The sequence below is a fragment of the Providencia sp. 2024EL-00732 genome (assembly GCF_044006275.1).
Lineage (GTDB): Bacteria > Pseudomonadota > Gammaproteobacteria > Enterobacterales > Enterobacteriaceae > Providencia > Providencia huashanensis.
This window is the reverse complement of record NZ_JBIPDG010000004.1, coordinates 295,265-321,661: the sequence shown is the minus strand read 5'-3', so window position 1 is coordinate 321,661 and position 26,397 is coordinate 295,265. Positions and strand designations below refer to the sequence as shown.

Annotated in this window: 47 protein-coding genes; 12 read left to right on the top strand and 35 right to left on the bottom strand. The window is 42.4% G+C overall.

Features of this window, described 5'->3' with window-relative positions; all coding sequences use genetic code 11:
- Positions 1-6: 6 nt before the first annotated feature.
- From ACHB7C_RS09930 to ACHB7C_RS09770, 33 genes are all read right to left on the bottom strand, one after another.
- Complete coding sequence (locus ACHB7C_RS09930; RefSeq protein ID WP_140171656.1) at positions 7-732, bottom strand: phage tail tube protein; 726 nt, start codon at positions 730-732, stop codon at positions 7-9.
- 14 nt (positions 733-746) lie between these two features.
- Positions 747-1,130, bottom strand: a complete 384-nt coding sequence (locus ACHB7C_RS09925; protein ID WP_395347179.1) for a hypothetical protein — start codon at positions 1,128-1,130, stop codon at positions 747-749.
- Positions 1,127-1,567: a hypothetical protein gene (locus tag ACHB7C_RS09920; RefSeq protein ID WP_395347177.1), complete on the bottom strand. Its 441-nt coding sequence runs from the start codon at positions 1,565-1,567 to the stop codon at positions 1,127-1,129. Before ACHB7C_RS09920 ends, ACHB7C_RS09925 begins: the two co-directional genes overlap by 4 nt.
- Position 1,568: 1 nt before the next feature.
- A complete protein-coding gene (locus tag ACHB7C_RS09915; RefSeq protein ID WP_395347174.1) occupies positions 1,569-1,937 on the bottom strand; it encodes a hypothetical protein in 369 nt (122 codons plus the stop codon).
- A complete protein-coding gene (locus ACHB7C_RS09910) occupies positions 1,934-2,335 on the bottom strand; it encodes a hypothetical protein (RefSeq protein ID WP_336432028.1) in 402 nt (133 codons plus the stop codon). Before ACHB7C_RS09910 ends, ACHB7C_RS09915 begins: the two co-directional genes overlap by 4 nt.
- Positions 2,336-2,391: 56 nt before the next feature.
- Positions 2,392-2,565, bottom strand: a complete 174-nt coding sequence (locus ACHB7C_RS09905; protein ID WP_395347171.1) for a glycoprotein — start codon at positions 2,563-2,565, stop codon at positions 2,392-2,394.
- 10 nt (positions 2,566-2,575) lie between these two features.
- The gene (locus ACHB7C_RS09900; protein WP_395347168.1) at positions 2,576-3,670 is read right to left on the bottom strand and encodes a major capsid protein; all 1,095 of its coding nucleotides are present in this window, start codon (positions 3,668-3,670) and stop codon (positions 2,576-2,578) included.
- Between the two features lie 15 nt (positions 3,671-3,685).
- Positions 3,686-4,123: a hypothetical protein gene (locus ACHB7C_RS09895; RefSeq protein ID WP_210781983.1), complete on the bottom strand. Its 438-nt coding sequence runs from the start codon at positions 4,121-4,123 to the stop codon at positions 3,686-3,688.
- A complete protein-coding gene (locus ACHB7C_RS09890; RefSeq protein WP_395347166.1) occupies positions 4,123-5,409 on the bottom strand; it encodes a hypothetical protein in 1,287 nt (428 codons plus the stop codon). Before ACHB7C_RS09890 ends, ACHB7C_RS09895 begins: the two co-directional genes overlap by 1 nt.
- A 2-nt stretch (positions 5,410-5,411) precedes the next feature.
- On the bottom strand, positions 5,412-6,341 hold the full coding sequence (locus tag ACHB7C_RS09885) for a phage minor head protein (protein ID WP_395347164.1): 930 nt from the start codon (positions 6,339-6,341) through the stop codon (positions 5,412-5,414).
- Positions 6,277-7,647 (bottom strand): anti-CBASS protein Acb1 family protein, encoded by a 1,371-nt coding sequence (locus ACHB7C_RS09880; RefSeq protein ID WP_395347162.1) that lies wholly within the window; start codon positions 7,645-7,647, stop codon positions 6,277-6,279. The genes ACHB7C_RS09885 and ACHB7C_RS09880 overlap by 65 nt, the downstream gene beginning before the upstream one ends.
- 3 nt (positions 7,648-7,650) lie before the next feature.
- Positions 7,651-9,126 carry a DNA-packaging protein gene (locus ACHB7C_RS09875; RefSeq protein WP_395347160.1) on the bottom strand — a complete coding sequence of 492 codons (1,476 nt, stop codon included), beginning with the start codon at positions 9,124-9,126 and terminating at the stop codon, positions 7,651-7,653.
- The gene (locus tag ACHB7C_RS09870) at positions 9,113-9,544 is read right to left on the bottom strand and encodes a terminase small subunit (RefSeq protein ID WP_395347158.1); all 432 of its coding nucleotides are present in this window, start codon (positions 9,542-9,544) and stop codon (positions 9,113-9,115) included. Before ACHB7C_RS09870 ends, ACHB7C_RS09875 begins: the two co-directional genes overlap by 14 nt.
- A 54-nt stretch (positions 9,545-9,598) precedes the next feature.
- Positions 9,599-9,844 carry a DUF2560 family protein gene (locus tag ACHB7C_RS09865; RefSeq protein WP_126459730.1) on the bottom strand — a complete coding sequence of 82 codons (246 nt, stop codon included), beginning with the start codon at positions 9,842-9,844 and terminating at the stop codon, positions 9,599-9,601.
- 63 nt (positions 9,845-9,907) lie between these two features.
- Positions 9,908-10,147, bottom strand: coding sequence for a hypothetical protein (locus ACHB7C_RS09860; RefSeq protein ID WP_395347155.1), 240 nt, complete (start codon positions 10,145-10,147; stop codon positions 9,908-9,910).
- A 127-nt stretch (positions 10,148-10,274) separates the two neighbouring features.
- Positions 10,275-10,964: a Rha family transcriptional regulator gene (locus ACHB7C_RS09855; protein WP_349487077.1), complete on the bottom strand. Its 690-nt coding sequence runs from the start codon at positions 10,962-10,964 to the stop codon at positions 10,275-10,277.
- Between the two features lie 656 nt (positions 10,965-11,620).
- Positions 11,621-11,953 (bottom strand): hypothetical protein, encoded by a 333-nt coding sequence (locus ACHB7C_RS09850; RefSeq protein WP_395347154.1) that lies wholly within the window; start codon positions 11,951-11,953, stop codon positions 11,621-11,623.
- Between the two features lies 1 nt (position 11,954).
- Positions 11,955-12,437 (bottom strand): TIGR02594 family protein, encoded by a 483-nt coding sequence (locus ACHB7C_RS09845; RefSeq protein ID WP_395347152.1) that lies wholly within the window; start codon positions 12,435-12,437, stop codon positions 11,955-11,957.
- Positions 12,430-12,714: a phage holin family protein gene (locus ACHB7C_RS09840; protein ID WP_123382409.1), complete on the bottom strand. Its 285-nt coding sequence runs from the start codon at positions 12,712-12,714 to the stop codon at positions 12,430-12,432. The genes ACHB7C_RS09845 and ACHB7C_RS09840 overlap by 8 nt, the downstream gene beginning before the upstream one ends.
- Complete coding sequence (locus ACHB7C_RS09835; protein WP_123382410.1) at positions 12,711-13,097, bottom strand: putative holin; 387 nt, start codon at positions 13,095-13,097, stop codon at positions 12,711-12,713. The genes ACHB7C_RS09840 and ACHB7C_RS09835 overlap by 4 nt, the downstream gene beginning before the upstream one ends.
- 561 nt (positions 13,098-13,658) lie before the next feature.
- The gene (locus ACHB7C_RS09830; protein ID WP_226693946.1) at positions 13,659-14,054 is read right to left on the bottom strand and encodes an antiterminator Q family protein; all 396 of its coding nucleotides are present in this window, start codon (positions 14,052-14,054) and stop codon (positions 13,659-13,661) included.
- Positions 14,055-14,057: 3 nt separating this feature from the next.
- Positions 14,058-14,288 carry a phage NinH family protein gene (locus ACHB7C_RS09825; protein ID WP_258922514.1) on the bottom strand — a complete coding sequence of 77 codons (231 nt, stop codon included), beginning with the start codon at positions 14,286-14,288 and terminating at the stop codon, positions 14,058-14,060.
- A 43-nt stretch (positions 14,289-14,331) separates the two neighbouring features.
- A complete protein-coding gene (locus ACHB7C_RS09820) occupies positions 14,332-14,925 on the bottom strand; it encodes a recombination protein NinG (protein ID WP_240105876.1) in 594 nt (197 codons plus the stop codon).
- 75 nt (positions 14,926-15,000) lie between these two features.
- Complete coding sequence (locus ACHB7C_RS09815; RefSeq protein ID WP_395347149.1) at positions 15,001-15,339, bottom strand: hypothetical protein; 339 nt, start codon at positions 15,337-15,339, stop codon at positions 15,001-15,003.
- Positions 15,336-15,809, bottom strand: coding sequence for a recombination protein NinB (locus ACHB7C_RS09810; RefSeq protein ID WP_395347147.1), 474 nt, complete (start codon positions 15,807-15,809; stop codon positions 15,336-15,338). Before ACHB7C_RS09810 ends, ACHB7C_RS09815 begins: the two co-directional genes overlap by 4 nt.
- A gap of 77 nt (positions 15,810-15,886) precedes the next feature.
- Positions 15,887-16,090 (bottom strand): DUF551 domain-containing protein, encoded by a 204-nt coding sequence (locus tag ACHB7C_RS09805; protein ID WP_272686308.1) that lies wholly within the window; start codon positions 16,088-16,090, stop codon positions 15,887-15,889.
- On the bottom strand, positions 16,077-16,358 hold the full coding sequence (locus ACHB7C_RS09800; protein WP_272529236.1) for a hypothetical protein: 282 nt from the start codon (positions 16,356-16,358) through the stop codon (positions 16,077-16,079). Before ACHB7C_RS09800 ends, ACHB7C_RS09805 begins: the two co-directional genes overlap by 14 nt.
- Before the next feature lie 12 nt (positions 16,359-16,370).
- Positions 16,371-16,505: a hypothetical protein gene (locus ACHB7C_RS09795; RefSeq protein WP_265524607.1), complete on the bottom strand. Its 135-nt coding sequence runs from the start codon at positions 16,503-16,505 to the stop codon at positions 16,371-16,373.
- A 25-nt stretch (positions 16,506-16,530) separates the two neighbouring features.
- Positions 16,531-17,259: an ATP-binding protein gene (locus ACHB7C_RS09790; protein ID WP_395347145.1), complete on the bottom strand. Its 729-nt coding sequence runs from the start codon at positions 17,257-17,259 to the stop codon at positions 16,531-16,533.
- Positions 17,259-18,059 (bottom strand): replication protein, encoded by an 801-nt coding sequence (locus tag ACHB7C_RS09785; protein WP_395347144.1) that lies wholly within the window; start codon positions 18,057-18,059, stop codon positions 17,259-17,261. Before ACHB7C_RS09785 ends, ACHB7C_RS09790 begins: the two co-directional genes overlap by 1 nt.
- Positions 18,056-18,751 (bottom strand): phage antirepressor KilAC domain-containing protein, encoded by a 696-nt coding sequence (locus ACHB7C_RS09780; protein ID WP_395347142.1) that lies wholly within the window; start codon positions 18,749-18,751, stop codon positions 18,056-18,058. The genes ACHB7C_RS09785 and ACHB7C_RS09780 overlap by 4 nt, the downstream gene beginning before the upstream one ends.
- A gap of 22 nt (positions 18,752-18,773) precedes the next feature.
- A complete protein-coding gene (locus ACHB7C_RS09775; protein ID WP_036978872.1) occupies positions 18,774-19,091 on the bottom strand; it encodes a CII family transcriptional regulator in 318 nt (105 codons plus the stop codon).
- Positions 19,092-19,201: 110 nt separating this feature from the next.
- Entirely contained in the window at positions 19,202-19,387 is a 186-nt protein-coding gene (locus ACHB7C_RS09770) for a Cro/CI family transcriptional regulator (RefSeq protein ID WP_042847907.1), read from the bottom strand.
- Between the two features lie 107 nt (positions 19,388-19,494).
- Here ACHB7C_RS09770 and ACHB7C_RS09765 point away from each other — a divergent pair, with 107 nt between their 5' ends.
- Genes ACHB7C_RS09765 through ACHB7C_RS09755 form a run of 3 tightly spaced genes read left to right on the top strand, consistent with a single transcriptional unit; the run spans position 19,495 to position 21,716 of the window.
- Positions 19,495-20,205 carry a S24 family peptidase gene (locus ACHB7C_RS09765; RefSeq protein WP_318837381.1) on the top strand — a complete coding sequence of 237 codons (711 nt, stop codon included), beginning with the start codon at positions 19,495-19,497 and terminating at the stop codon, positions 20,203-20,205.
- A 46-nt stretch (positions 20,206-20,251) separates the two neighbouring features.
- A complete protein-coding gene (locus ACHB7C_RS09760) occupies positions 20,252-20,710 on the top strand; it encodes a hypothetical protein (RefSeq protein WP_096864280.1) in 459 nt (152 codons plus the stop codon).
- Entirely contained in the window at positions 20,703-21,716 is a 1,014-nt protein-coding gene (locus tag ACHB7C_RS09755; RefSeq protein ID WP_096864281.1) for a serine/threonine-protein kinase, read from the top strand. The genes ACHB7C_RS09760 and ACHB7C_RS09755 overlap by 8 nt, the downstream gene beginning before the upstream one ends.
- A gap of 210 nt (positions 21,717-21,926) precedes the next feature.
- Here the strand turns inward: ACHB7C_RS09755 and ACHB7C_RS09750 are convergent, their stop codons facing one another.
- On the bottom strand, positions 21,927-22,133 hold the full coding sequence (locus tag ACHB7C_RS09750) for a hypothetical protein (protein ID WP_349487184.1): 207 nt from the start codon (positions 22,131-22,133) through the stop codon (positions 21,927-21,929).
- A gap of 314 nt (positions 22,134-22,447) precedes the next feature.
- On the opposite strand from ACHB7C_RS09750, the gene ACHB7C_RS09745 reads away from it, so the two are divergent.
- Entirely contained in the window at positions 22,448-22,714 is a 267-nt protein-coding gene (locus ACHB7C_RS09745) for a hypothetical protein (protein WP_349487185.1), read from the top strand.
- A gap of 26 nt (positions 22,715-22,740) precedes the next feature.
- Here ACHB7C_RS09745 and ACHB7C_RS09740 read toward each other — a convergent pair whose 3' ends face one another.
- Entirely contained in the window at positions 22,741-23,238 is a 498-nt protein-coding gene (locus ACHB7C_RS09740; RefSeq protein ID WP_395347139.1) for a hypothetical protein, read from the bottom strand.
- A gap of 166 nt (positions 23,239-23,404) precedes the next feature.
- On the opposite strand from ACHB7C_RS09740, the gene ACHB7C_RS09735 reads away from it, so the two are divergent.
- The 8 genes from ACHB7C_RS09735 to ACHB7C_RS09700 all read left to right on the top strand — a co-directional run bounded on the left by ACHB7C_RS09735 (position 23,405) and on the right by ACHB7C_RS09700 (position 26,386).
- The gene (locus ACHB7C_RS09735) at positions 23,405-23,617 is read left to right on the top strand and encodes a hypothetical protein (protein WP_395347138.1); all 213 of its coding nucleotides are present in this window, start codon (positions 23,405-23,407) and stop codon (positions 23,615-23,617) included.
- A 29-nt stretch (positions 23,618-23,646) separates the two neighbouring features.
- Positions 23,647-23,931, top strand: a complete 285-nt coding sequence (locus ACHB7C_RS09730; protein WP_395347137.1) for a hypothetical protein — start codon at positions 23,647-23,649, stop codon at positions 23,929-23,931.
- Positions 23,932-23,943: 12 nt separating this feature from the next.
- Positions 23,944-24,189 carry a hypothetical protein gene (locus ACHB7C_RS09725; RefSeq protein WP_368904116.1) on the top strand — a complete coding sequence of 82 codons (246 nt, stop codon included), beginning with the start codon at positions 23,944-23,946 and terminating at the stop codon, positions 24,187-24,189.
- Positions 24,186-24,398, top strand: a complete 213-nt coding sequence (locus tag ACHB7C_RS09720; protein WP_129467332.1) for a hypothetical protein — start codon at positions 24,186-24,188, stop codon at positions 24,396-24,398. The genes ACHB7C_RS09725 and ACHB7C_RS09720 overlap by 4 nt, the downstream gene beginning before the upstream one ends.
- A 1-nt stretch (position 24,399) precedes the next feature.
- A complete protein-coding gene (locus ACHB7C_RS09715) occupies positions 24,400-24,687 on the top strand; it encodes a hypothetical protein (RefSeq protein WP_166185608.1) in 288 nt (95 codons plus the stop codon).
- Between the two features lie 64 nt (positions 24,688-24,751).
- Entirely contained in the window at positions 24,752-25,747 is a 996-nt protein-coding gene (locus tag ACHB7C_RS09710; RefSeq protein ID WP_395347135.1) for a cell envelope biogenesis protein TolA, read from the top strand.
- A 226-nt stretch (positions 25,748-25,973) separates the two neighbouring features.
- Entirely contained in the window at positions 25,974-26,240 is a 267-nt protein-coding gene (locus tag ACHB7C_RS09705; RefSeq protein ID WP_109911112.1) for a hypothetical protein, read from the top strand.
- The gene (locus ACHB7C_RS09700; RefSeq protein WP_395347132.1) at positions 26,237-26,386 is read left to right on the top strand and encodes a hypothetical protein; all 150 of its coding nucleotides are present in this window, start codon (positions 26,237-26,239) and stop codon (positions 26,384-26,386) included. The genes ACHB7C_RS09705 and ACHB7C_RS09700 overlap by 4 nt, the downstream gene beginning before the upstream one ends.
- Positions 26,387-26,397 lie beyond the last annotated feature (11 nt).

Sequence of the window (26,397 nt, the reverse complement as noted above, 5' to 3'; positions counted from 1 at the left end):
CTTAGATTAAGAGATGGTGACTGTTGCTTGACTTGAAGTAACGCTACCCGCAGAAGTTGAAGTAATGACGCAAGTATATTCCCCTGCATCACCCGCAACCGTTGCTTGCTTGGTGAATGTCGCAGCAGTACCGCCAGACACATTACTGTTACCTTTCTTCCACTGGTAAGTTAGCGCTGAGCCATCGGTAGATTTAGCTTCTACAGATAAAGTTAGCGTTTGCCCTACAGTTAAAGTCTGGTCTACTGGCTGTTTGGTGATTACGATTTCTTCTGGAATATCACGGATATCGACACCACCTGCGCTATTGGCTTCAATAGACCAAGTCGCTACATCATCGTGCGGATATTCATCACTCCAGCTAGTCACTAAGAAACAGCCTTCTGTGATATCTGTAGGGCTAACAATCTTGAACCATACATAAGGTTGACCTGATGTAGTTTCAGGGTTGTTAACGTGGCGCTTAAGCTCTTTCTGACCGTATAAAGACTCTTTACGAGATACACCATCACCCGAGAAAGTGACGTTTTTATACGAAACTAAACTTTCCTGTGTATTTTGTGGCGACATATCGCCCGTTGCGTCTACCGTTTCCCATTCAGTAGCAGACGACTTTCCGCGCATCATGCCAAGGCGACCGTAGTCCATTGGTGATGGTTTGTTCTCAGGACACGCAATTGCATAAAATACAACGACGTCGCGCCCTGTGAATGCACCTGATTCACATGCCATGTTTATTTACTCCGTTATCGTGAGATTATTGTGTTGAAATTGATTTCGAAAAAGGTGCGGTTTTCACTCATAAAGCTTGAGCCACCGCCTATAGGTCGCATCATGGTGATGCAGCCTGATTTGTAATCATCAATCATTGTGTTTCGGATCATCGATGCTAAATCATCAATATCGTCAACATTGGTTTCGTTTCTTGCAGAGATTAGAACTATCCTGTAACTATCATCAACAAACGCTTCTTCTGACCTGCCATCGCTCATATTCTGAATAAGCATAAATCTAACAAGTTGGCTATTCTCCGTTTCGTTCCAGAACCGCTTTTGCAACTTGTACCCAGCATTGAAGCCATGTGATTCAAGCCAATCAGCAATAGCGTCGAATACATCGCTTGACTTCATATTTTGTAGCCCCGTTTAATGATTTCCTGTATTTCTGGCGCTGCGTTTTCAAAACCTTTGCGTAAGAAATCAGGCTCTGCGTTAGGGTCCCAATATCGCCCCTTACCAGTACCGCCACCAAATGAGACACCACTTCGAGTTTTGCCAAAATCTTCTCTTGGCTGACCTTTAAGCTTCCCTTTCATCTGGCTAACCGCTGCGGCATAGTTGGCTGAATAACCCACTCTCGCCTCATAACCGCTGGGTATATTCTGCAATTGGCGATACTGACTGTTGATGAGATTGGATGTGTCGATAGGGGTAATTGCCGCAGCGTAGGCCGCGCCAGTGATAGATATCTCCTGCATAACTCTGGCGGTTCGTTGGGTAGCAATAAGCTCTAATTCGCTATTGATATTCCCTCTGACTCGCTTGATACCTTTGACTTTCACACCCATATCACGTCCTTATCTCATAATCTGGCTCTTCACCGAAAAAGCTCATATCATCTTCTTTAACTGTGATGATAATGTCAGCTCCTGCGACTCTCGGGTCAGATTGAGAAGTGGTATCACCCTTAGCAATGTAGAAGCCGCGCTCTGGCCTTTGTACATCCACACCGTTACGCTTCAACTCAGTGTAAAAAACGTTATTGGTAATAAACTCTTTCCCCATATCGTCTTTCACTACTTCGTTGCTAGATTGCCATGTGCAGTCGATAAGATATGGAGTGCCATAGGTGACTGTGTCATCCCATTTACCACCGCCACGAATGACAGGGTAAACAGTAGCGACATTGGTATATGACCAATTAGCTGTAGCGCTCATCGACCACCTCCGCACATACAGCCACCTTTAGCAATCCATAATCCAGCATGTGCAGTTTGAGTTGGATCAGATGGGATTAGACCATTAGCGCATCCGTACTTATCTAAGCCACGCAGAAGCGATGTGGCTGCCTTCCATCTATCACCAAAGGATTGGTACCGAAATGACCGTGACGCACCGTTGGGGGCTGATTGTGAGCTGATATACTTATCACCCTGACCAAGTGCCATGAGCGCAAGCAAATACATCTGAATCAATAGTGCGGTTGCCGCTGGATAATGATTATCAAGGCACTCCTGAATACTACCGACCTGCTCAATCAATGCGTCGAGAATAAAATCAGGCAACTCTATTCCCTGCCCCGTCAGGTATTCTTTGGCTTGCTCTTTTGTGATCATGATTACCTCACAAAGCAAAGCCCCCTTTCGAGGGCATAAAAAAACCGCTTTCGCGGCTATTCTTCTTTGTCTTTCTTCGGCTTGGCTTTCGGTGTGGCTGGAACTAATTCAGCAGCCTCAATTGACAACTTCCGCACATTTGGTTTCAGTGCTGGGTGAAGGTTTTCAATATCAACAACTTCACCTTTTTCAACACCATACCAAGGGATAATAACTTCATACTTAGCCATTTTTATCTCCTTAGCTTAGCTTCGCACCGTAAACCACACCAGACTTACCTTCGCCATCACGAGTAATTTGTAGACCTGCTGCGCTCATTATTTGGAAGTTGTAGTTGTCCTGCGGCATAAAACGAGGCTTAGGAACAACACCTGTTGCCATGCCAACTAATGGAGTCACTACATCTTTGCGACGCTGATAAGCAATGAACTCAGAGCCTTTAAGTGCATAAGTTGGGCGAATTTCTTTCACGCCAGCATATGGCAGCAATGTATCGATAACACGACCATTTACCACACTATTGCCAGCGCCTGCGCCAACCGCAACTACTGTAGGCTTAATCAGGTTACCCCATGCTTCGTAGCTCACCCACATAACATCGTAAACATCTACTTTGTTATTGTAAGCAGTCTGACCGAACGCGCCATTGAAACCGAAGAACGCTAACAGTGCCGGTAAATCTGCTGTGGTTAAATCGATATCTGCACCTGAAGTGCCTAAGTCAATCTTCGCTGTGTTGCGGTGATTCTTCAGACCCTGACCTTTGTAGCCATCAACGCTGATTTTGTCATCACCATTCAGGAAGTAATTAACAATCTTCTTGTTGAATTGGCGCATCTTCGCGGTTTGAGAATCCAACACTAAGTCGATCCCCACTGTGCTTAAACCTGCAGCATGACGCCAGTTAACACCATAACCAGCAGTAAACACTGGAATTGGGTCACCGTCTGAACCGTATTCAGTATGGTCGTGTGAATATGGTGCTTGACCATCGATACTGATTGATACATCGTCAGCAATATCACCAACCACATTGTACAACTTGGCAGTTTTACCAATCGGCAATACGGTTTGTAGGCCCATTAAATCATTAACGATTTCCATGCCCGTTTCTTGGTCGCGGAGTTGGATAATGTTACGGTCAATCTCAGCCCAAAATTCACGAGTGAAGCCGCCAACTTGGTTTGCCGCTAACGTTTCACCGTCCATCACGTTCTGATATTGGTTAATCATCAGATTATGCTGCGTGTTGTAAATATTACGTGTCGCCCACAGCCCTTCCCACTGACGTTGCAGTCGGCTATTTGTTGCTAAAGTTTCAGCAGTATAAAACATAGTTTTTCCTTTTAATTATGCAGCGGCAACAGTGCCAACACGGAAGCGAACTCGAATGAAATCCGCGCTAGACAGAGTTACTTCATCTTGGCTGTAGCCAATAACCGAATCGGTATCAGCAGTTGCCAAAGCACCTTGACCATCCGCACCAAATTTAATCGGTGAGTCTTTTTTGTAAGCACCAGCAGGAACCAATAAAGCAAGCTCTCGCCCCTCTTCTACATACTCACCGACAGCAGAGTCACCAGCTGGAATAGCATCACGAATTGTCAGCCCTTGGTGATATGCAGGATTGGTGATGTATATGCGACCTGTTAATGCTGTAGCTTGCGCAAACTCATCATTTGCATCAATAACTACGAAAGTACCGGGCAACACATTCGCCTTTGCTGCGCGAGTTTCTGTGATTGATTTGCCGTCAAGATTTACACGGCGGTAACGACTAGTAGCCATTATTGAGCTCCTTTAAAGTATTCCGCTGGGTTTGGTGCGCCAACTTGCTCCTGCTGTGCGCCTGAGTTGCCAGCTAATGATGCTGCTTCACCGAGTTGCTTGTGCATATCGATTAACGCTTGGCCTTGCAGTGAATTTGCAACCACTTCGCCATATTTAGCCGCTACCTCTTTGCGCATTTCTGTTTCTTCAGCGCGTTGGTTAGCGGTTAGTGATTCTTCTAGCTTCTGATGGTTAACTTGAAGCGCATCAACCTTTTCATTGATTGGCTTTAATTGCTCAGCAAAATTTGCCGCTAATGCCTGTGTGATATCGCCTACTAAGTCTTTCTTTTCTTCTTGAGTTAAAGGCATGTCGCCCTCCGTGCTATTGTTGATTGCAGGGCTTGCCTGCGGTTTGCCAAATACCGATTTAATTTTTTCGTTCAACTTATTTGTTATCACTTTCACCCACGACTCTTGGCGCTCTACTTCTTCGCCTTGAATGTCAAATGTGATAACGCCATCTTCGTTAGTGTAGGAATGTAATTTAGCTGTGCCGTTGTCTACCATGATGACTGCGTGTGTATCAGTGAAATCAGACACCCATACATATTCGTCACCAGTAGCAAACTGCTTGCGAGCTACCATCGTTAACTTGTGCTCTTTCTCGCGATAAGTTTCGCCAGTAAGCGCGCCGTTGTTGATTTGCATTTCGGTTGCTTGGTCAGCGTTGACCATCATTCCAACGCCTTGAGTCGGTGTTGCTGCACCAGATTCATGAAGTAAGATTGCGTCATGGTCCATGCTGTGGATTTTCGCAATCCAGTTATAACCTTGTGCCTTCTGCTCTTCGTTGGCTTCAAGTTGCTCCAAGAAAACAGCCACACTAGTATGAATTGGCTCTGAGCTTTCGCCGCTTTCTAACGCTTCCACTCTTGCCAAAACTTCGCGGCCACCTTCAGATTCTTTTGCCTTGTTTACATCAATCCACTTTTCGACATAGATTCGATTGCCAACTTTCGCAACATTACGATTCCATGCGCCTATATGCCCTTGGTTGATACCCTCAGCCGACAAAGCTGATACAAACTCACCATTTACCGTTGGATGTCCAAGTGGCGCGAGAGTGCCTTCCAGCCCCCTGTAATGAGCATCGATTTCTGTGCTTGGATATAATCCGCCATTCATAATGACGTTTGCTGGCAGTGTGTAGCTTGGGATGATGATGTGCTCACGACCGTTATAGGTTTCACGCCTGATTGATGCGCTATTAACCTTAGTCGTGACATTTACTTGAATCGGCATCGTTATTCCTCCGCCCATTGGTAACCACGTTCTTTCATGGCTTCTTTTTCCTCTTTCAGTTTATTGAGTAACGTATCGTTATACGGCCTACCCTCTTTGTCGGTCAGAATGGTCACTGTCGAACACTTGCAGTTGATTGAGTTACCATCTACAGCCCACCAATCACGCTGCTCGTCAGTGGTAAATATTTTGCCGTGACGTGATGCATGATTAGGTCGTGTTGTTGGGCTCAGTGCGGATATGTGGACCTGTCGAGTTTCAAGATTGAGAACTTCACTGGCCTCATCAGCTTCATCCATTCTTGCCCTGCGTAATGCCGTTGTGATTTCCGTTCTGGCCACACGATTAGCTCGACGAATTTCGATACCTGACTGCTCATTCAGATTTCTGGCTACCTCACGAGGATTTAGCCCTCTCGCTATGCCATCGGTAAGAATACGCGCCATATCTGCTTTGATTTGCGCAGACAGCCCTTTCATTTCCTCAAACACACGAGCGCGAACTAACGCCATCCGAAGTTGATAGGGCTCACTAAGTAATATCGTTGCTACGCTTTGTTGCGTTGCGGCATATGCTGTCGACTGCTGCGCTAAGTTTGCATACTCCTGAGCTGCTCCTCGCTCATATGCTGTGCTGACGTACTCATTGAAAAAGAAGTTATTGAATTCACCACCCTGCAATAACACCTCATCAACCATGAGCTCACCGTCTCTCAAGATGATTGAAAGATAGTTAGGGTCTAGGTCGAATTGGTATTTTTTATTAACTACTGGTTCGGATGGGATTCTATTGAGTAGCTGTATGTAGCCTTGTGATACTTTTTTAATGCGCCTTGCGAATGTCTTCATTGCTCCGCGCTCTAATTTATCAACCGCTGTCGGGTCGGCTTTCGTTCCTGCCCTTATCGCTGTTCGTATCTTCTGGATTTTCATCGAATTCACCTAGCGGGTCATCGCTGTCGTTTTCATGCCCTGCCGCCATCCTGATTTCCTCAACAGTGAATACTGGCTCACCAGTAGCTAGTGAAGTCTGATTAATACGACTCATCTTCTCTGCGCTATCGAGCTTCTCAGTTGCTGATTGCTCGTTAAGGTCATCCCAAATAACCGTCTTCTCTGGTACAGGGTCTAGCACTTTGATTCGTGTTAAGTGGTCAATGAAATCCTCTATTTCGAATGAAAGCTCACTTTCCCTGCGTGATTGGCAGCGTGAATTGAAATACTTCTGGTCTTCAGTGCTCGCTCTCTCGCCTGTTTGCATTCCGACAAGTATTTTCGATGGGATATCTAAAGCAGCTGCCGCAGTCTGTAAGTTAACGTTATAGGTTGGGGTCGGGTCAGCAACTGGACTAACCAACGGTGTAGCCGTAGCGCCTTGCGTAACCAACGTTACATCGTTACCCCTGTTAACCTCTCTTGTAGCTTCATTGAATTTCTCTTGAAGCTCATTAACACTTACGCCATACATCGCGGCTAAGTTGTTAAAGTCGATACTTTCGGCAAAGTTAATATTTAACTGTCTAGCGGCATTCTTGAGGAATGACTCACCAGAACCGCCCTCGACTTTTTCAAGGCTTACAAATGCGTTGTAGGCTGGCTCAAGGAAACCAATAGCATCAATTGAGTAGTCACCTAGAATGAACACTCTGTCAGGGTGAATATTGATGTTTCTAGTGCCACCATTGGGTAGTGACTCGGTGTATTGCCACATCTTGGGTTGACCGTAGTCAGGCGAATTAATATCTTTGACCCACTCAGTAGGCTTGATAGCACTGGCCCATGCGGGAGTTACCTTTTTAAGTAACTTTGACGATTTAACTTGCTCGTGCCATTTTCCTCCATCATTAATGTGAAGTATCAGCCCTGCATATCTACCAACTAATCGACGTTGGTCTGCTTCTTTAAATTCTCGCCATATACGCTTAGTTACTTGCTTTTTAAATTTGCCTTCCCACGAGGTTTCTTCCTTAGATTTATCTGCTTTATCACCTTCGATGACTTGAGGTGACGTTTTCCAGCAAGTTCCAGTAAGTTTTGTTACCCCGCCGTAAGCGATGCCGCCGCGTCTAAACAGGTTATATAAATCACTGAATGTCAAAGTTTGTTTAAATCCGTACTCGCACCACGCTGATTCACGCTTGGCGTCAATCCCCATAGTCGGATTAACCAAGGCCATACGAGCACGAGATATCGCGTCATTCATCGCATGATTGACGGCTAATTGTAATTTGTCGGTCATGTATTACCTCAGTAACCGTTTGGGGATCATCATTCCGATTGATACTGGCTCACTCAGCTCAGTCAATGCATAAACTGTGGCGTCCATTCTGTCTGGTGACTTCTTGGCTGTTTGCGGTACGTATTCCATCATCTGGTTTTCCAGTGTGAATAAATTACCTTTGTGACCAACCCTGCCCTGTGCGTATAAGGCTGATATTGGCTCAGCTCTGGCGAACTTACCCTTGCTAGCATGGATGCGAATGATACGACCTTTGAAACCTGCATTCTTCAGTGTATCTTCAGCCATATCACCGCCTTGGTTAGTTTCAATAACTATCGCGTCAGCCTTATGATGTTCATAGGCCCATATCGCTTTCATCGCCCAACCATTCGGAGAGTATTTACCACTGTAATCACCATCGACCGTGAATTGACGTTTATCACCACCGCCATATGCGCTAGCCACTGCAATTCCGCTTTCGTCACTCTCATCTGAATTTGTCGCTTGTGGGTCAATGGCTACTACTGTTCTAGCCAATGGCTCTATGATATTCAGTTCACGAGCCGCATTAATCATTTGCTCATTCCACAGCGCGCCTTCCTCATTGAATCTGCGAGGTCGTTGCATATACTGTGCTTCAAATGTTCTGCGATGTGACTCTAAAGCCGTTCGGTGTGATTCATTATGTTTGAATTCCCATAGCCATCCATCATCAAGGCCATGCTCGATAGGTATGGCGTGAGTGTTTTCAGGGAATAACTCTTGATACGATTGTGAATTATCAATGACTACGGGCAAGTAAAGGTGATGCCATCTCTCACCAGAGCCACCGCGCAATAGATAGCCGCTTAAATCGTGGTAATGAATGCGCTGCATAATCACAATCATCGGAGTAGTTTCGATAGCTAATCGTGATTTGATTGTCTCGTTAAAGCGATTATTTACACCATCACGGACGGTCTCGCTATATGCATCATCTGGCTTAACTGGGTCATCAATAACCAATGCGCCCTGCCACCCTGATTCCATGTGACCAGCTCGAAAGCCTGTTACCTGCCCTGCGGCTGACGAAGCATACACGCCTCCGCCAAACTCATTCCACCACATAGCCTTACTATCTGCATCATCACGCAAAGTCATTGGCCACATAGATTGAAACGCCTGTGACTTAACCATGCTGCGAGTTGTTGATGAGTTAAGCAATGCCAAGTTATGGGAGTATGAAAGATGCATGAAACGAGCGCGGTTATTTATCGCCATCCCTCGCCCCATCATGTTAATTGTTGCGAGTTCTGTTTTTGTATAGCCTGGAGGAACATTAATTATTAACCGTGTAATTTCACCGCTAATAACCCTGTCAAGCGCATCCTGTATTGCATGATGATGAGGTGCGACAATCATCTTACCGCCAGTGCGTTGCTTGAAGAAGTATCGAGAGAAGTATAGTCCGTCAGTCTCACACATCTTTGCTCTAATCAGGTCATCAGCAATCGTCATTTTCCATCACCCTTTTAATATCGTCAGGTGACATTGAAACAACCTGAACAGCGCCGCCATTCTTGCCTGTTAGTTCAACTATCTGCTTATCTAAACCAGTGAGCTTAGCCTTACCCATTGTAGCAGCAACAGCTGCGGACGATTGTGGGGTTTCGGCTGACAAAGCGGCCTTTCTAGCCTCCTCTAGCTCTTCTAACAAACTAGCCACCGTTACATCATGCTTATCCCTGTGCTCTTGTTGAAGCTCAGAAATCCTTACCGTAACCTTACCGTCATTCAATAACTCAGATGCTTTTACATGAATAGTTTCAGCTTTCATCTTTCCAGTGGCATACGCAGTTCGGTATGCCTCCGAAGCATTACCTTTGTTCTCTATGTATGCCTGACAGAAAGCCTCTTGCTTTAGTGTCAGTACCATATTCATATCCTCATAACAAATTAAAAAGCCCACCATGATGAGCTTTGTGATTAGTTATTCTGCTACTTCATCGTTGAATAGCGTTTTCTTTGTTTCCTGCACTCGTTGATAGACGGAGTCAACTTTCGTTACCGTATCCCCATTATCCATTTGAGTTGACCAAAGTTGGCAGAATAATTCATATTCCAATTGGTCATCTTTAATTAGCTTAATAGCTCGTGCTGTTGCTGTAGTGTTGTTACTGGTTAGCTTAAGTAAACCTAAGCGGATTTTCTCTTTTGCTGTTAGTTCAGTAGTCATAAATTGCCTTTCTTTAGGTAATAAAAAACCCGCACTAGGCGGGTCATTGTGAATTCTTGTTGTCTATTTAATATCCAGCGGCTTATCGCGCATCGACTTAGGTATTTCCTTTTCACCATACTCTTCGGCTATTGCCATTATCTCTCTGTATGGTCTAGCGAATGGGCCAACTACAACAGTGATATTTTGACTATAAGCTTCCTCTGGTGTCAGTTTCATTGTTTCTACTGTCATTACCAGTGCAACTTTTAATGCAGCGCCAGTCCAAGGTAAGTGCTTAATTAAATCGTCTTGTTTATCCATCATTTGCACCTAATTGGTTAAATTAATTAACACTATTTCATCATAAAAAAGGCCGCAGAGCGACCTATTCAGGCGATGCAACTTTTAGTGCATCGGTCATCTATTGATTTACAAGCAAAGCGAATTTTTACGCAGCCAATCTGTGCATTTCTTCTAGCAGTGGTTGTTTATGGTTTTTATTGAACAAGCCTTTTAGCGATTCTTTTCGTTGCTCAAAATCCCATCCCATCGAAATAAACACCGTGTTAGCTCTTTGCAACTCAGTTATTGCATGGATTTGCTGATGAGAAAGGTAGTCGCGAATTGGGTCGGTTTTGCCAATGTCATTATCTTTCCTGAATTTTGCAGATGATACACCAAGCACTATGCGGTTAATTAAGTCAGCTTCGTTACTGAAGTGATAATGTACTGGCTCCTTACCTTCTTGAAGCTTACTTTCTTTCACAGCATCAGCCATTGGCTTATATTCCATTCGAGCAATATTGCGCTCTATTTGAACTTTAGCCTCTCTCGCTGCTTTTTCACGGAACTGAATAAAGCTATCAACGAGCTTAACTTGCCCATCCCTTGCTTTTTCTCCGCCAATAAATGGCATTGCGATAAGAAAGCCGCGCTCAGTTAGCTCATAACAAGGCTTTTTTCTATTGGATTTATCAGTGTAAGAGGTCTCCTTGAAATCAAGGGCACCTAAATGAGCACTCTCAATCAGTGAGCGAATACTTTGAAGAACGTTATCGTGCCTTCTTCCGAATTCTGTTGATATAGTATTGGTTGATACTACTGGTTGGTTGCCAGACTTTTTAATTAATTGTTTCATGGTTAGTTCCTTTTAGAGATAAACCTTGCGCTCAGGAGTAACCAGCCCAAAGAGGGTTAACCAAACCACTACTGGTTATCCTCAAGGCTTATCCTGAAAGGTTCTTTGGTGTGTATGTACCGAGCGTGGCACAGGGTGAAATGCGTACTACTGATTACAAAACTTGAATAAATGTAACTTTCTTTTAACTTTACTTTCGTAACGTAACATTAAGAGGGGTATGGTTATTACATCGCTAAGTTATTAGCTTCATATATATTCCTACACTTTTAAGCCTCAACACCAGGGGCTATTTTTTTGCCATTAAAAAGCCCCCTAATTGGAGGCTCGTTGTTCATTTAATCCTCTATCAGTTGAAAATATTTAGAAATAATTTTGCATACTCTGAAATACATACTATGTTTAAAGTGATATTCATTTGTATAAGTAACATTTTTTAGCCCAACCCTGTGTGGGCTTTTTTTTATTTCATCACCTGTCGTTGTTGTTCAATTTCCCGTATTGCTTTCTTGTCCAAGTTGCACGATTTAATGACTGATATCAGTTCAATGTTGTATTCAGCGATATCACCCCACGTCATTTTGTCGGGGATATCTGGTATCGGGCAATCAGCTAGTAGGCTTGCAGGAATGGGAATGTGAGGCGCTAATACATATTCAGTCTTTATACTGCCGCATCCTGTTAATGAGGCTATCAGGAGCAGTAACAGGAGCGCAGTCATTGCCAATAAGAATAGTTTTGACGTCTTTCTTGGCTCCCTGTGCGTCCAGTGTGTTTTGTTGTTTAGCATCAATGGTTGCTCCAGAGATACGGTCAAAGATAGATATTGAGGTGTAGGCGTTGTCTGATATGAGAGATTGCTGGACTAGTGATTTAGTTAGCGACTTATTAGCATCATTTAATCCGCTGATTTCCCATCGCTGCCAAATAACCACACCAAAGAGTATCAGCCATGCAATGAATAGTGCTTTTATGTAGCCTGCTCTCATGTCACGACTCTTTAACTGACATCGCAGCATCGCCAATTGGCGGAGGTCGATTATCTACTTCAACGCCATCAGGCCACCGATAAGCAACAACTCGGTCAGTTCCAAACGCTTTGATGTTTACTGCGTCTGATTGATTACCACCCAAGATAAGAAGTGAGCCATTTGCAGTTTTGCCAACACAGAAACCAACATGGCCACCGCCTGAGCGTGAGAAGCGAACAATGCAGCCATACTTAGGCTCTGTTAGCTTTTGCCCAAACGTATCATATGAACTTGAAGCATCTTTACGAGGGGATTTAATACCAGCACGCTCTAACATGGCATTGACGAAGCCAGCACACCAAGGAACTTTACGCGCAGTGCCAACTAGGCCGCGCAACTTGCTATCAATCCACATTTGGTCGACTGCTTTCGAGCCTTCAGCGGTATGCTCAGACACGCCAATTTCTTTTCTAGCTTCAGTTAGCCATTTAGGTTCACCCACGGATCGCCCCTCCAAATATTCTATTTACATTCCCATCTGACCTGATTATCTGAATGCAGATAACAACGTTAATTGCCACCTCAAATGGGTCAGCCTTGATATATTCATCTGTTAATATGCGAAGCGGTATAGAGCCAAACGCTACAATAAGCAACCAAGCCACACACGAAGATGTGAATCTATACTTGGCGCCGTTGCGTCGATAACTCGCCAATCTCACCACAGCAAGAAAGCAAGCAAAAAAGTTTATGTATATGAGTAATGCGGGGATAGTCATCTTCGCCCCCCTCTCCACTTATCGATAGCAGAGCCAATCACATCATTAACAAACTTAGTCACAGCTTCAGGCTTAGAAATGGCACTCAATATTCCAACCAATCCAGCCGAAGAAAACATAGCCCCTACCGAGTTATCAATATTTCTCTCAAAGTAAGAGCTTAATAATCCAGTTGCGTCTTTAGCAGCTAAAACACCAATAACAAAAGACACAATAAAAAAGCAGATGCGTGTTGGTATTCCGATATCTTTTGATGAAAGAACAAATATCACAGCCCCAGCAAATGAGCCGATGACAATTCCAGCATCCATGCCGCTGAATAGACCGACTATTGAAACGCCCGCAAACGAGGCGGCTGTTGTGCCTGTTAACGGCTCATTCATGTTTCAGTCCTGTTTTTAGTTAATAGATAGCCGCGCACAATCTCTATGCGTCAATTTTCGTTTGGTTGATTAGAATTCTGTGGCGGCGTATACGAAAAAGGCCGCACTAGGCGACCTCTTGAATTTGAACTTGTAAGGATTACTTACAGGTTGAAGTAGCGTTATGGGAATTCCCATAACGGAACAATATCAACAGCTTAAACTATGCTACCCTCATTGGTGAGGGAACCAAAATAGAAAGCCCCAAACGTATCGCAAACCAGATTTCTCCGTTCTGCGTAGAGGTTATGAGGGGCACTGTTATTTGAGAGTCTGGCATCTCAGCATAAAGACAGAATAATGTTTGGCGACAGAGCCTTTATACAGATAAACCAGAATTGCCTTGATTGCTCATATATAACAATGAAAACCCTACTCGCTTTAGTGCCGCTATGTGAAAGATAGAAGCTGGCAAGTAGAGTTTTCATTATAGAAAAACCCCACCTAAGTGAGGCTCTATAAGCTGCTGACGTTGTTGTCACTCTTATCACATTAACAGCTAAAACTCGTTACGAAAATAGTTTAGCTGTCAAATGATGTTTTCTTGCACCATTCATCCATTTCTAATGTGACATTAGCCATGATTAAGCAAGCATCAATGAAGGTCTCAGCTATCATTAGCTTTTGTCTAATTTTTCCCTCAGAGCACTTCATATCTCTTGCAATGGCTGATTTGGATATATCTTTTATGTAATGTTTGTCTATTAAATCAAATTCATCCTTTCTCCCTACAGAGATTAGTTTTCCAATAGCTGCGTCAATAGCAATCCCATCATCATCACAACAAGATAATCTAACTCTTTCGCTTTCAGGGAAGAGACCGCTAAATCCAGCAGCTGTTGATGAGTATCCTACCTTGCTTTTACCCTCAGCAGCCCACCCTCCCCATCGTTCCAACACAAGTTGAATATCGCGCATTGTTCACCTCGTGTTAATTTGCGAGCTTTTGCAGGTAGCTTCAGGTTTAATACATTTCACAATAGAAACGGCACTATCTAATTCTTTGGCGAGACTGGACGTGCCTTTCACTCTTGTTTTATATATCGTCATTAACCGACCATTAATAACTACATGTCCTTCAGCGTTAACATCTTTCGAGTATTTTTTTACTGTTGCTCGATAGCATCCTAGGTATCTGGAAACTTCAGCCATATTCCCATATGTTCTGATTAGCAATTCAGGAATGGTTGTGATTTCAGCCTGCATCTTTCAGCTCCTTCAATTTCTTTCTGAATACCTCTTTGATGGTTTTGCATTCATCAATAGTCCACTTGTGGCGCTCATGATCACACTCGATAGACTCAACGGCTTTCTGCCCTATTCGATTAATAAGCTCTACGCGATATGGAACTAGATTCCCCGACTTATGCTGATTACAAACAACACATTGCCGATGGATGTTGCGCTCATCGAATCTCAGTTGTGGAGCCGCAGCGGTAGTCCGATAATGACCAGCATCCCACTGAGCAGATTGAAACGTTCCGCATGATATGCATGGCAAATCACGGTCTCTTTCTCTGATATATGCGTTGACGGCTTGTTGCGCTTGTTTAATCCAATAACTGCGGGGTTTTACTGCTAACTTGCGGGCTTTGAGTTTATCGCGGGCTTTTACTTCTTTTTGCTTCTGTTCTTTCTTGAGTTTGGCTTCTAGTTTTTCTCTCTCCTTACTTCGTCGCTTGATTGCTAATTCTGCTCCATGTTCCGGACTGCACCACTCTATATTTTCGTACTTGGGATGAAACCACTCTCTACATATTTTGCAGCGCCGTCGCCTTGGGTTAGCCATATTTAACTGCCTCCACAAAAATACAAACAGCGGTAACTATTAGGCCAACAATGAGGCCAAAGAATAATTGTTTCTTCATGCCCTAGCCCTCGCTATCGATTCATTAAATTTCTGTACTAATGAGTAATTAAAGGGCTCTTGTTTGTTATTTCGCTGGTATTCCCTTGCAGCGACACCTTTTCTTCTCCTTGATAGCTCATCGTTAATAGCATCCTGAATATTTCTTATAACTTCGTAATAAGTAACGATGCCGATTTTTTCTTTCTTTTTGGCTGCTCCAATCTTTGCCAACTGCCTAACCGTTTGGCCTGATACGTTCACACTCTTGCCGACTTCTTTCGATACTCTTACTGATGAGATAATATCGCCTACTTTAAAAATCTTTCCGCACTCAATCATATGTTGAATATTCATCTCTCTTGCTGCTCCTTGAGTTTCTGTTTGTCACCGATGCGCTGTGCCCACTCCAGCTCTCTCTTTGCGTCATCAGTGAATTTCACGCCATTTTGTGAACCGAACCAGTGAGCACATTCGATAACATCAGCTATCTGCTTTACTCGCATTTTGCTAGTACGTTCACCAAAATAGACAATGCCCCCACCTAGTCCGACAGCCGACCGTTGAGCACTACCGTTGACCTGTCTATTCAGCACAGTAATTAAGTCCTTCCAATCCTCTTTGTCGTACCACTGACCTTGCCACATGACCTGTTCAGACAAATCAGTAAGAGTTGCCCACATGCGGTCATTTTGTGCTTTGGTTCGTTTGGGTTCGGAGAGTTTTACTTCGTATGGCTTGGTTGAATCTATTGGTAGGTTTTGTATTGCTTCGATGGCGTTCTGTCTGATGTTTTTACTACTGAGATAGTATGTCTTTAGTGACATTTAACCTCCTGACTACTTAAATACCCGATAAATAATATATCCGTACAAAACCAGCGTGCCGATTAAGTAAAATTCCATCATTCACCCTCTGGCATTGGTGGGAGTGGCATCCAGTGAGTTACATCTTCAAGTGGAATGCATGAGTAAAAATCACCATCGTCCCATAATCCAGTTATAGAAAATAAACATAGAATAGTTGGCATTCCATTCCAAATTGCCATCACTCTAACGTCTTTCTCTGGCATTTTATTTGAACACTTAACCCAATTAGTTCCCTGCATTAGATGCCTCCAATGGATATTTAGCTGCGTATTCATCACATTTTTTCTGTACATACTCTTCACTTTTCCGATACTTAATGAATGCACACTGGATTTTCATTAACTTGACCATAACCTTTCCTCTAGGCATTAGTTTTTTCTTTTGTCGCAGGTGAGCCCTGAAGAACGGCATTGAATCTTGACTATCGATAGGGTGTTGCCTATCTGCTAATGCCATTGCTTGCAAATCATATCGCCTATTCAGCTCTGTTAACGTTGTTCCTTTCATCACTCAACACCTCTACTCTTTGTGACCGTAAATTATTGACATAGCGACAATTGATAGTAAAAAGTTAGACCACCATGCGCCATATTCACTCGTTGCCGTCATAATCAAAATGTAAGTGACAGCGATTAGAAATAACCAATCTGACATCTAGAAGTCCTTATGATTTGGTGTGTTACTTAACTTGGCTGCGGTAACTTTCCCATCCGAAATTAATCGTTGTCGGGCTACCCATTCTTAAACGGTCAATAACTCGCTCGCCCAGCACCTTTGAAAGCTCTGCGAATGCTAAGTTTGTCAGGACTCCAACTGGCTTTTTGTTTGCTAATCGACGGTCTACAACTTGGAAAATAATCAAATCCTCGTTGAGGTTTCCACGCTGCACACCAACATCATCAAGCACCAGTAAATCAACTTCGCACAGGTCATCGATTAGTTTCGATTCTGAGGTCTTGGCGTCCTTCTGGTAGGTTTCGCGTACTCGCATCATTAGGTCTGGCAATGTAGCGATTAGAATGCGCTTACCGTGCTGTATGAGGTGATTTCCGATTGCTGCTGCTAAGTGATTCTTTCCGGTTCCTGCATTGCCGCTGAATATGAACCCGCCAAAGTTTTTGCCAAAATTCTCAGCGTAATTCTTGGCTTTGCGTAATGCGGCTTGCTGCTCAGGTGTAGTGACTTGGTAGTTATCGAATGTGCAATCTAGGTGAAGCGGGTTTATTCCAGAGCGACCCATAATTTTATTCAGTCGAGTAACGCGATTTGCATCGGTGATCCGCTTTGAATCAATTTCGCCCTGCTCTCGTTGCCATGCCATGAGTTCTTCAGGCGTTTCAAACTTTGGCTTGATGTGTTCCGGCATCAGTTTTCTAAACCGAGCCAGTGCTTGCATTCCTGTGCTCATCAGAAGTTCTCCGGTATGAATTCTTGGGTTCGACTAGGTTGGGTAATGCGGTTGGCTTGCTGGTATGGTGTCTTTGGCTTAAATAATCCCTGCCATCCATTGGTAATCGATTTATTGATTATTTCTTCAGGTGAAAAACCTAGTTCATAACACTCAGTGAGTAATTTTATTTGTCCGCTAAATGTCTGTTTGGTTTTAATCTGTTTTTTAATTTCCTTCCGGTACTCAACCCAATTTCTCCAAGTCTCAGAATTTAGCCATTCAGGTATTGCCTCAGCCAATGGATCGAAACCCTGTTTTTTAGGCTCTGATTTTTGCTTAGGGGATATAGGGGTATTAATAGTTTCTTTTTTCTTTAAAGTATTTCTTTTGTGTGTCTCCAATCTAGAGACTTCATTTGTCTCTAAGTTAGAGACATTTTTAGTCTTCAAGTTAGAGACACTGTCTCTAGATTGATTTTTCCACGCTGAAACCTCTTTATTGACTCCAATTTTATTACCCTCAAGAATGAGGTAATTCATTGAAATCAATTCTTTCTTTGCCTTGTTAACGTTCTGTCTTGATAGACCAGAGACGTCAGCTAATTGAGAATCGGATATACGGTCTACTTTTTTGCCAAACCCATAGGTTTTTCTGATAATCGCTAACATCACTCTTAGCTGCCTAACAGTTAAATTACAGCAGGAAAGTGATTCAAGTAATTCATTGGCAATTCTCGTATATCCATCATCAGTATCTGCCACTCTCTTTGTCTCCTGCTGTATCGCAGGGAACTGGAATACTTCCGCTGTATTCGTCATGCCGCCTCCAATTGCTCTCTAGCCAGTAAACCTGCTATCCATTGAATGCCTTTAGGGGTAAATTTTGTTTGCGTGTAAGCGTGACCATTGTGAGGATTCTCGCCTGTTTTAACTTCAAATCTGTTGCAATCTAAATGCTCAGAATAAGGGGCGAGTTTTCCAGATAATGGATACATAATTCTTTTAGCCAACAAGAAATTACGAAAGAAGTTTTCTTTGACTTTTAATAGTTTGCATACCTCACGAAAACCTAATGAGCCAGTAGCTTGAACGTAGCGATCAACAAACTCAGCTTTAGGTGTTGCGATTGCTAATTGCTGCTCAATGATTTGTTTCTGTTCTGCAAGGGCTGCCGCCAGACGTAAAGCTTCTGGCAGCGTTTGAGGAATGAGGTTTTTTTGAGATTCAAGTTCTTGCCAGCGGTCAACTAATCGAGCGGTAAACTCTGGTGAAAGTTGAGCGACAACGATAATGCTATCTCGCTTGCCTTTTTCGCCTGAGAAAATGTAAAAAGTGCTCGGCCTACCTGCTGTGGGCTTTTCCCCCAATGGGGGTAAAGTTATTACCCCTCGCTCTGACAACCTTTCGATTGATTGCTTAACCTTGTCATGCCTTGATTCAACTAGTTCAGATATTTCTAAGCTAGTCATGGTTAGCGCACCACTGTTTACTAAATTAGTTATTTGATTCATAATTACCTCAATCGTTTTTGATTTAAATAAGTTCCATCTGAGCCTCATCGGTTGCCGCCTTTGAGGTTTTTCTTTTTGGGTATCTGACATGCTCTAGCATCTGAATTAATGCTCTAGCCTCATCTCCCTGAATAATCACATCTTGAATTGGCGCATCGAACCCTATTGCGTCCAGCAGTCTTGCTGCCTTCTCAACAAAGCCGTTCTCAGCTTGCCATCTAGTGATTTGGGATTCGTGTACACCGACAGCCTTAGCAACTTGCTTAGGTGTGGTTAAGATTATCCCTTTGCGAATACGAGCCTCAATAGCTCGCACGTTGCGTGAAATTGCGTAGTCCATTTGTTAAATTCCTTTTGACGTAGTTAGTCCGTTGCTCACGATCCTGTGAGTTAATTGGTTGCTCCAAGAGTGCCTAGAGCGGTTTAAGTTGTTTAAAGAGCGGTTGATTCTTATTTTTTACTACTTGGGAATGGTTTAATTTCTATGGCCTTAATTCCATTCTCAGTTTCAGTTAATAAAATATTTCTACCCTCACGAAGGGCTTTACTAATTGCTGTTTGGTGAACCCCAATTAGTGATGCTGCCTTTTCCTGACTGTTCTCTTTTACAAATTCAGATAAAGGAATTCTTTCCATGGTAAATCTCCTTTTTATTCCACACACAAATAATACTGAAAGTATTAATAAAGGTCAATACATATGGTATTAACACTTTTAATAGCTTTGGTATTAGAATTAGCGCTATGAGCAATAAGAACAAATTGACGACAGAACAGCTTGAAGATGCAAATCGACTGAAAGCTTTGTATGAGTCCAAGAAAAGGTCATTGGGAATAACGCAACAGCAGATTGCTGACATGCTAGATATTAGCCAAGGCGGTGTAGGCCATTATCTGAATGGTAGAAACCCGCTTAATGTTCAGATTGCTTCAGTTTTTTCCAATGTGCTTCAAGTCCCTATTGGTGACTTTAGCCCAACTTTGGCTAAAGAAGCTGAGATGATCACTAATGCACTCTCGCCCAACGTGTCTAATCCTAGACCATATAGACCTGCACCTAAATATCCTGTAATTAGCTGGGTGCAAGCTGGGTCATGGAACGAAGCGTGTGAGCCTTACACGCTAGATCAGATTGATGAGTGGTATGAGTCAGAAGTACATGTACAAGGTGCTGCATTTTGGCTGAGAGTTGAAGGCGACTCAATGACAGCTTCATCAGGGCAAAGTGTGCCAGAGGGTTCACTGGTCTTAGTGGACACAGGCAGAGAGCCAATAAACAACAGCTTGGTAATAGCGAAACTGACTGATTCAAACGAAGCCACATTCAAAAAACTAGTTATTGATGGCGGTCAGAAATTCTTAAAGGGCTTAAACCCTGCGTGGCCTATAACGCCAATCAATGGAAACTGTAAGATCATCGGCGTAGCTGTTCAGATGATGATGAAATTAGTTTAGTGGTCTGACGACACGTTTTAGGGTGTGGTTGATAAAGGATTGAGTGATGATAACATTAGGAATTAGAGCAGAACCAAAACAAATCTCATTTGTTGTTTACTGTAGCGATGAAAATAAACTGCTTTGTGTTGATAAAGTTACAGTACCGCAAGCACTAGATACGCCTGAGCAACTTAAATATATACGTAATAACATATTGGATGTGTTGAGAGAGTACAAGGTGGAGAGAGCAGCCCTGCGGGTGGCAGAAGGTATAGCGAAGAATAAAAGCCTTCCTCGATACTATCTAGAAGCAGTTATTCAAGAGGCTTTCTCTAGTAGCAATCTATCCGCATTTTCTATAATGAGGTCAAGCACAATAATAAAAGACCTGAAAATTAACAAAAAACAATACGACCAAATTTTAGATTCATCACAAAAAATTAAAGACATAGATAATTCTAAATTTAAAAAAGCAACCAATGAAGCTTTAATGGTTGCTATAGCGGTGGCCAGTCATGATTGATGCACGTATATCGTTTAAAGAAATTAGAGAATTAGATGAGCAAGGTAAAAACTCACGAGTATTCCTTGCATATGATAAGAACCTTGATAGTAATTTAGTTATAAAGGAAATAAAGAAAGATAAATTTGATTGTGATGAGTACTTTAATGAAGCAAGAAAACTATACCAAAGCAGCCATCCTAACGTTGTTCAAATACAATATGCAGCACAAAACGATAATTTTATTTATCTAGGTCTTCCTTTCTATGAGAGAGGGTCAATTAAAGGCTTAATGAACAGAAATAACCTCACATGTCATGAGGTTATAAGATACTCAATCCAGTTTTTAAGTGGCTTGTATCATATACATACTAAAGGGTTAATTCACTTTGATATAAAACCAGATAATATTTTACTCTCAGAAAGAAACGAGGCTCTTTTGTCTGATTTTGGCTTAGCTGAAAAAATCGATAACGATGGCTTCGCTACACCAACAAAGATATACACAAAGTTTCAGGCACCTGAAGCATTTGGTACGTATGATTTAGATTTTACTTTCGATATATATCAAGCTGGCGTAACAATGTATGTAATGGCTGTTGGCTTGTCTCAATTCGAAAAAGAAGTACAACAAATCATTAGCACCGGCAATCCCATTGATGAAATAATTAATGGTAGATTTCCATTAAAAAACTATCCGCCACACATCCCACTGTCAATAAAAAAAATAATCAATAAGTGCCTAGAAAAAAACACAAAGGATAGATATCAATCAGTTCAATTAATTTTGAATGATTTGTCAAAAATAAATAATTCAGACTCTCTTCATTGGCGAATGTTTTCTGAAAAAGAAAAGACAATCTGGATTAATGATGCTAGTAATGCTAATCTTAAGTTAGAATTTGACATTGTTAATGGTAGTTGTTATGGAACAAAGCTACTATCTAATGGTAACAGACAAAGAATATCAAGTTATTGCATGGATGCAGTAAAAGAGAGCGACCTACGTTCTATTCTTACCAAATAAGGTTTTATTATGAAAATCCGCGAGGCTGACAAGTTCCCTCGTAGACACGATCTTGCTACGGCATTAAATTGCAAAAGGAAAGCCAAGGCACTTTCAAGTGAAGCGAGAGAAGAAAGAATAAAATCATCAACAAGCGCACTTATGAACATGGAAAGTTACGTGCAGTTCAAAAAATAACCCCAGCCCTCCCCGCGAGGGCTTTTTTGTGCCCTATCCAATCTTCCCCATACTTCTAACCACTTGAGCGGCATCCCGTAAAGCGCCTTTATGTAAGGTGTTTGTTACCTCTTTACGGTATCGCTCAAGTTCATCAATAATCATTTCTTTGGTGATGGTGTCGGTATTGTCCAGTAGTCTAAATACCGCACCGCCCACTTCCATTACCACTTTTACTACTTGCTCGTCATCTAAATTCATAAATCCTCCCGAGTTTTACGACAATTTAGCATAGGTTTCGCTATATCGTGTGATTTTCCTCGCAAGATAAATAATTTTTGAAAATAAATTCCGTTTAAATTCAATCAAATAATACTTTTGGTATTTATTTTAATATCATTAGTATTGACCATGATTAATACCTTTAGTATTATTAATCACATCAAAGGCAAGCGGGATTAATCAGCAAGCCATGCTCTTTAAAAAACAGAAAAACATGATTCAGGCATTCTTGAATCACCACTGAGTGGTTTTTGGTGAGAAAAACTCAACCAAAGATCACTTAGGAGGCAAATATGGCAACTATAAAAGTCATTGAAAGAAGCAATTACTCTCAACGTAGATATGAGCGCAGGGCTGCATTTCTAGCTCGTAAACGTGAAGAGGTAAACACGCCAAGCCGCTCAGTGGAAGAAATATGGGATTCGATTATCAGGCCAGTAGACGAAACCGATGTGCTAGCAAACTTACTTATCGGGATAAAAGACATACCCGATGTACAACGCAAGCAACCACGGCTACGCAAGCCAATTATGAGTGATGGAAGTGTTACGGCAAGATAAAGCCCACGGATGGGCTTAAGTAAACATCACCAGCCATTGTGAGTAATTTTAGGGACATCGATTTTTATAGGGGGTGTTTTATTCATCTTAAAATCATTACCGCAGTTGTAGCAGGTGTAAAGATAATAGCCGCCGCTAGCCATTTTGCTAGCATTCGGTTGAAGTATGGATATTACAGAATCTGTTACGCACTTTGCACATATATAGTGAGATGGCTTATCTGTATGAAGAACGGTGTTATAAGCATAAACAAAAGAACCAGATTCAAGCTTTTGTGGCTCGTACTTCTTAAACTCACGATTAAAATTTTTAGCGCTCTTGACTTTTTCTTGCAGCTCAGAAATAAGCTGTCTGTTAGATTGTCGGTCATCCTCAAGCGCAACAACACGGTCATATAGTTCTGATGATTTATCAATCATTGCCTGAACTTCTTTTCTGACTTCTTCATCAATTTTCTTATCAAAAATCCTTTTACCCAAAGAGCCTATATCTTTGAGCATTTGATACGACGTGCCGATTGGCATAATTCAATCCTTTAATTACGTTGGGGTGATTGAATTATACACAGATTTCTTGCGTTGGGGAATGTAAGGAACCACCTCGCCTGACGTGGTTAAAAGCAGGTAAAGTTAACTAATTACAGTCCATTCTGTGGGCTGTGGTGAGTTGATTAATAGATAGGAGATAGAGATGGATATTACGATTGAGTGCGACAGTTTTCAATGCGAAGCGCGTGGCAATGGAGATGTTGAATTAATAATTAGTGGAGCCAACCTTGATGGATTTGTCGGCGCGGATGAAATTGTCAGTGAATACTCAGCAGGCACACTGCTATATGAAATGGACAATGACGACATCATCAAGCACCTTGAAAGCCAAGGGTATACCGTAACTGAAGACTAGCATCGTGTTTAGTTAATAACGGAGGGAGTATGACGATAGATGATTTCCACAATGGAAAGCTACCCATGCCGAAATTATTTAGAGTTGTTAGTGTTGAGCTTGGTGTGCTGCGTAGCGGTCTTGGTAGTGGTTATGGTGTCATATTTGATTGCGACGAAACTGTAATAAGAAAAGTTCGCAGAGTTAAATCAAAAATAGGCTGGCACTGGCAGTTGGTCAGAGAACATAAAGACCAAGAGATATGGGATTACTACATGGAGTCAGACAGGGAAAGTCTTAACAATATCAATTATGAATACGGACTGATGAAATAGTTAGGAGGGGGTATGACAGATAAAACAGGTGGAGCGGCTTTTCCTGCAAGCGGACATCCAGATATGCAGTTTGTAGCGCAGGAGGGCATGAATTTACGTGATTATCTAGCTGCTAAGGCTATGCAGGGTGATTTAGCTTCTCAGAGTGTAAGTCTAGGTCACTTTGCAAATGACTCTTCAGAAGAGTCACTAGTAAATAGAGCTAATTTCTACTACCGCATGGCAGATGCAATGTTAAAGGCTAGGAGTAATAAATGATTTCTATATCTGACTTAATTAATGAAATCGGAAGTGAAAATATATCTTTCCAGCTTTTATCAAAGACTATAACTGCTATAAAAGAAAGCACTGATAACACGACAGTCTCTTTTGTTACTGATGCTGATTTAGATGAAGAAGCTTTGGTTTTGTGGGTAGATAAAGATGTTTTTAATGAAGCATATGCAATATTAAAGGCTAGGGGGTGATATGGAATTTAAAGGAACGCCAGGGCCGTGGGTGATTGATGAATGGAGTATGACCGGCATTAATTCTGAAAGTAAACATGTTGCCTTAGTTAATTATTCCCATCATGGGCTTCCAAATGATGTTTACGAGGATGAACATGAAGCCAACGCAAACCTAATCGCAGCAGCGCCAGAGTTATTAAGTGAGCTCATTCGACTACGAAACATAGTTGCAAGCTACAAACAGGACAGTGGCGACAATTTAGATATCACTGACGCTGTTATCGCAAAAGCCCTCGGTCAGCAGTAACCCACCGCAACACATTTCATATCGCTATTAATAGTGAGGAATACGCACATAAGGAGCATAGGAAATGGCAAATGAATTAGTCGTAATTGAGAAGTCGACGGCGCTTGAAGTATTTAAGTCATCGGATAGCGTCGAAGATATCATTCGTAAAGTAGAGCAAGAAGTTAACTCTTTTATTCCAGATGTTAGCACTGCCAAAGGTCGCAAGGAAATTGCTTCACTGGCTTACAAAGTCGCTCAATCGAAAACTTACCTTGATGGGCTCGGTAAAGACTTGGTGGCAGAGTTAAAAGAAATACCAAAGCTAATCGACGTCAATCGCCGAACTGTGCGAGAGCGTTTCGATACATTGCGCGATAAAGTTCGACAGCCATTAACTGAGTGGGAAGCCGAGCAAGAGCGAATCGAAGCAGAAAAGCAAATGTTAGCGTGGCACGAAGAAGCGCTAGAAATGAATGAGGCTTTCGGCAAGGCACTTGCTGAGCGTATCGAGTCAGACCATGAAATCGCCCTGCTCATGAATGAGAAATTCGACCGTGATTTAGCAGAAGCTAAAGCCGAAGCAGAACGCCAACGTATTGCACACGAAGAAGAGCTGAAGAAACAAGCTGCGGAACAGGCAAGATTAGCAGCCGAACAAAAAGCACAGCAAGAAATCGAAGCAGCAGCACAGCGTGAGCGTGAAGCTAAGGAAGCCGCCGAGCGCGCCGAGCGTGAAAAGCAGGAAGCTATTCAACGTGCAGAGCAGTCAGCTAAAGAAGCCAAGGAAAAGGCTGAACGTGATGCCAAAGAAGCTCAGGAGCGAGCCGAGCGCGAGAAACAATTAGCTATCGAAGCTGAACGCAAGAAATCTCATGAAGCTGAACAAGCGAGACTGGCAGAAGAAGAACGTAAGCGTCAGGAAGATGCTAAACGTCAGGAAGACAAAGAGCATCGCCGCAAGTATAACCAAGAAACATTACAAGCATTAGTCAGTAACGGATTTGATGAAAAATTAGCGACTGAATTTATTAAGTTAGTTGCAAGTAACCAAATCCCCCACATGACAATGAATTACTAATACCCACCGCACCAACACCAGAACCTAAATAACAATCGCTATCAATTGATAAGTGAGGGATTCCCATGCATGAAATAAACGAAATAATCGAATTAAAGCGACAGGAACTCAGCTATCGACTGAATAGCGAGAGCTTCAAGGATGAAGTTAAAAACAAAATTAAGTGGGACTGGGTGGCTGTTGTTGTCGCCCTACTTGCCTTCATAACACTGATACCGAGGTGGATATGACATTGCACATAAATACAAAAGGCTATTACCCGTCAATAACGTTTGATAAAGACTTCAGGTTGTCAATTGAAAATCATGAAGTGCAAAAAATAGAGGGAGACACGGATGCTCTCTTTACTGCAATGGATGCACCGATTGAGGAGATAGTTGATTTCCTTTTAAAGCATGAATGGACTGATGCGCTTATGGAAGAGTACATCACCAGAGGGAAAGGAAGCCTAATATTTTCGGCAGTGGCCAAGTTAAGTAAGGGCGCAGCATGAGAATTTCAGAGTATGAACTCAAGCAAAGGCAGGATGCCGAGAAGCGACGCAGGGAGCGCGAGGAAGTAGAACATTACCACTGGCTGGAAAGTCTAGGATTGACGCCAGCAAAAATACCAGACAGTCACTTTAAGGGTGATTTTTAAATTAATTTAAC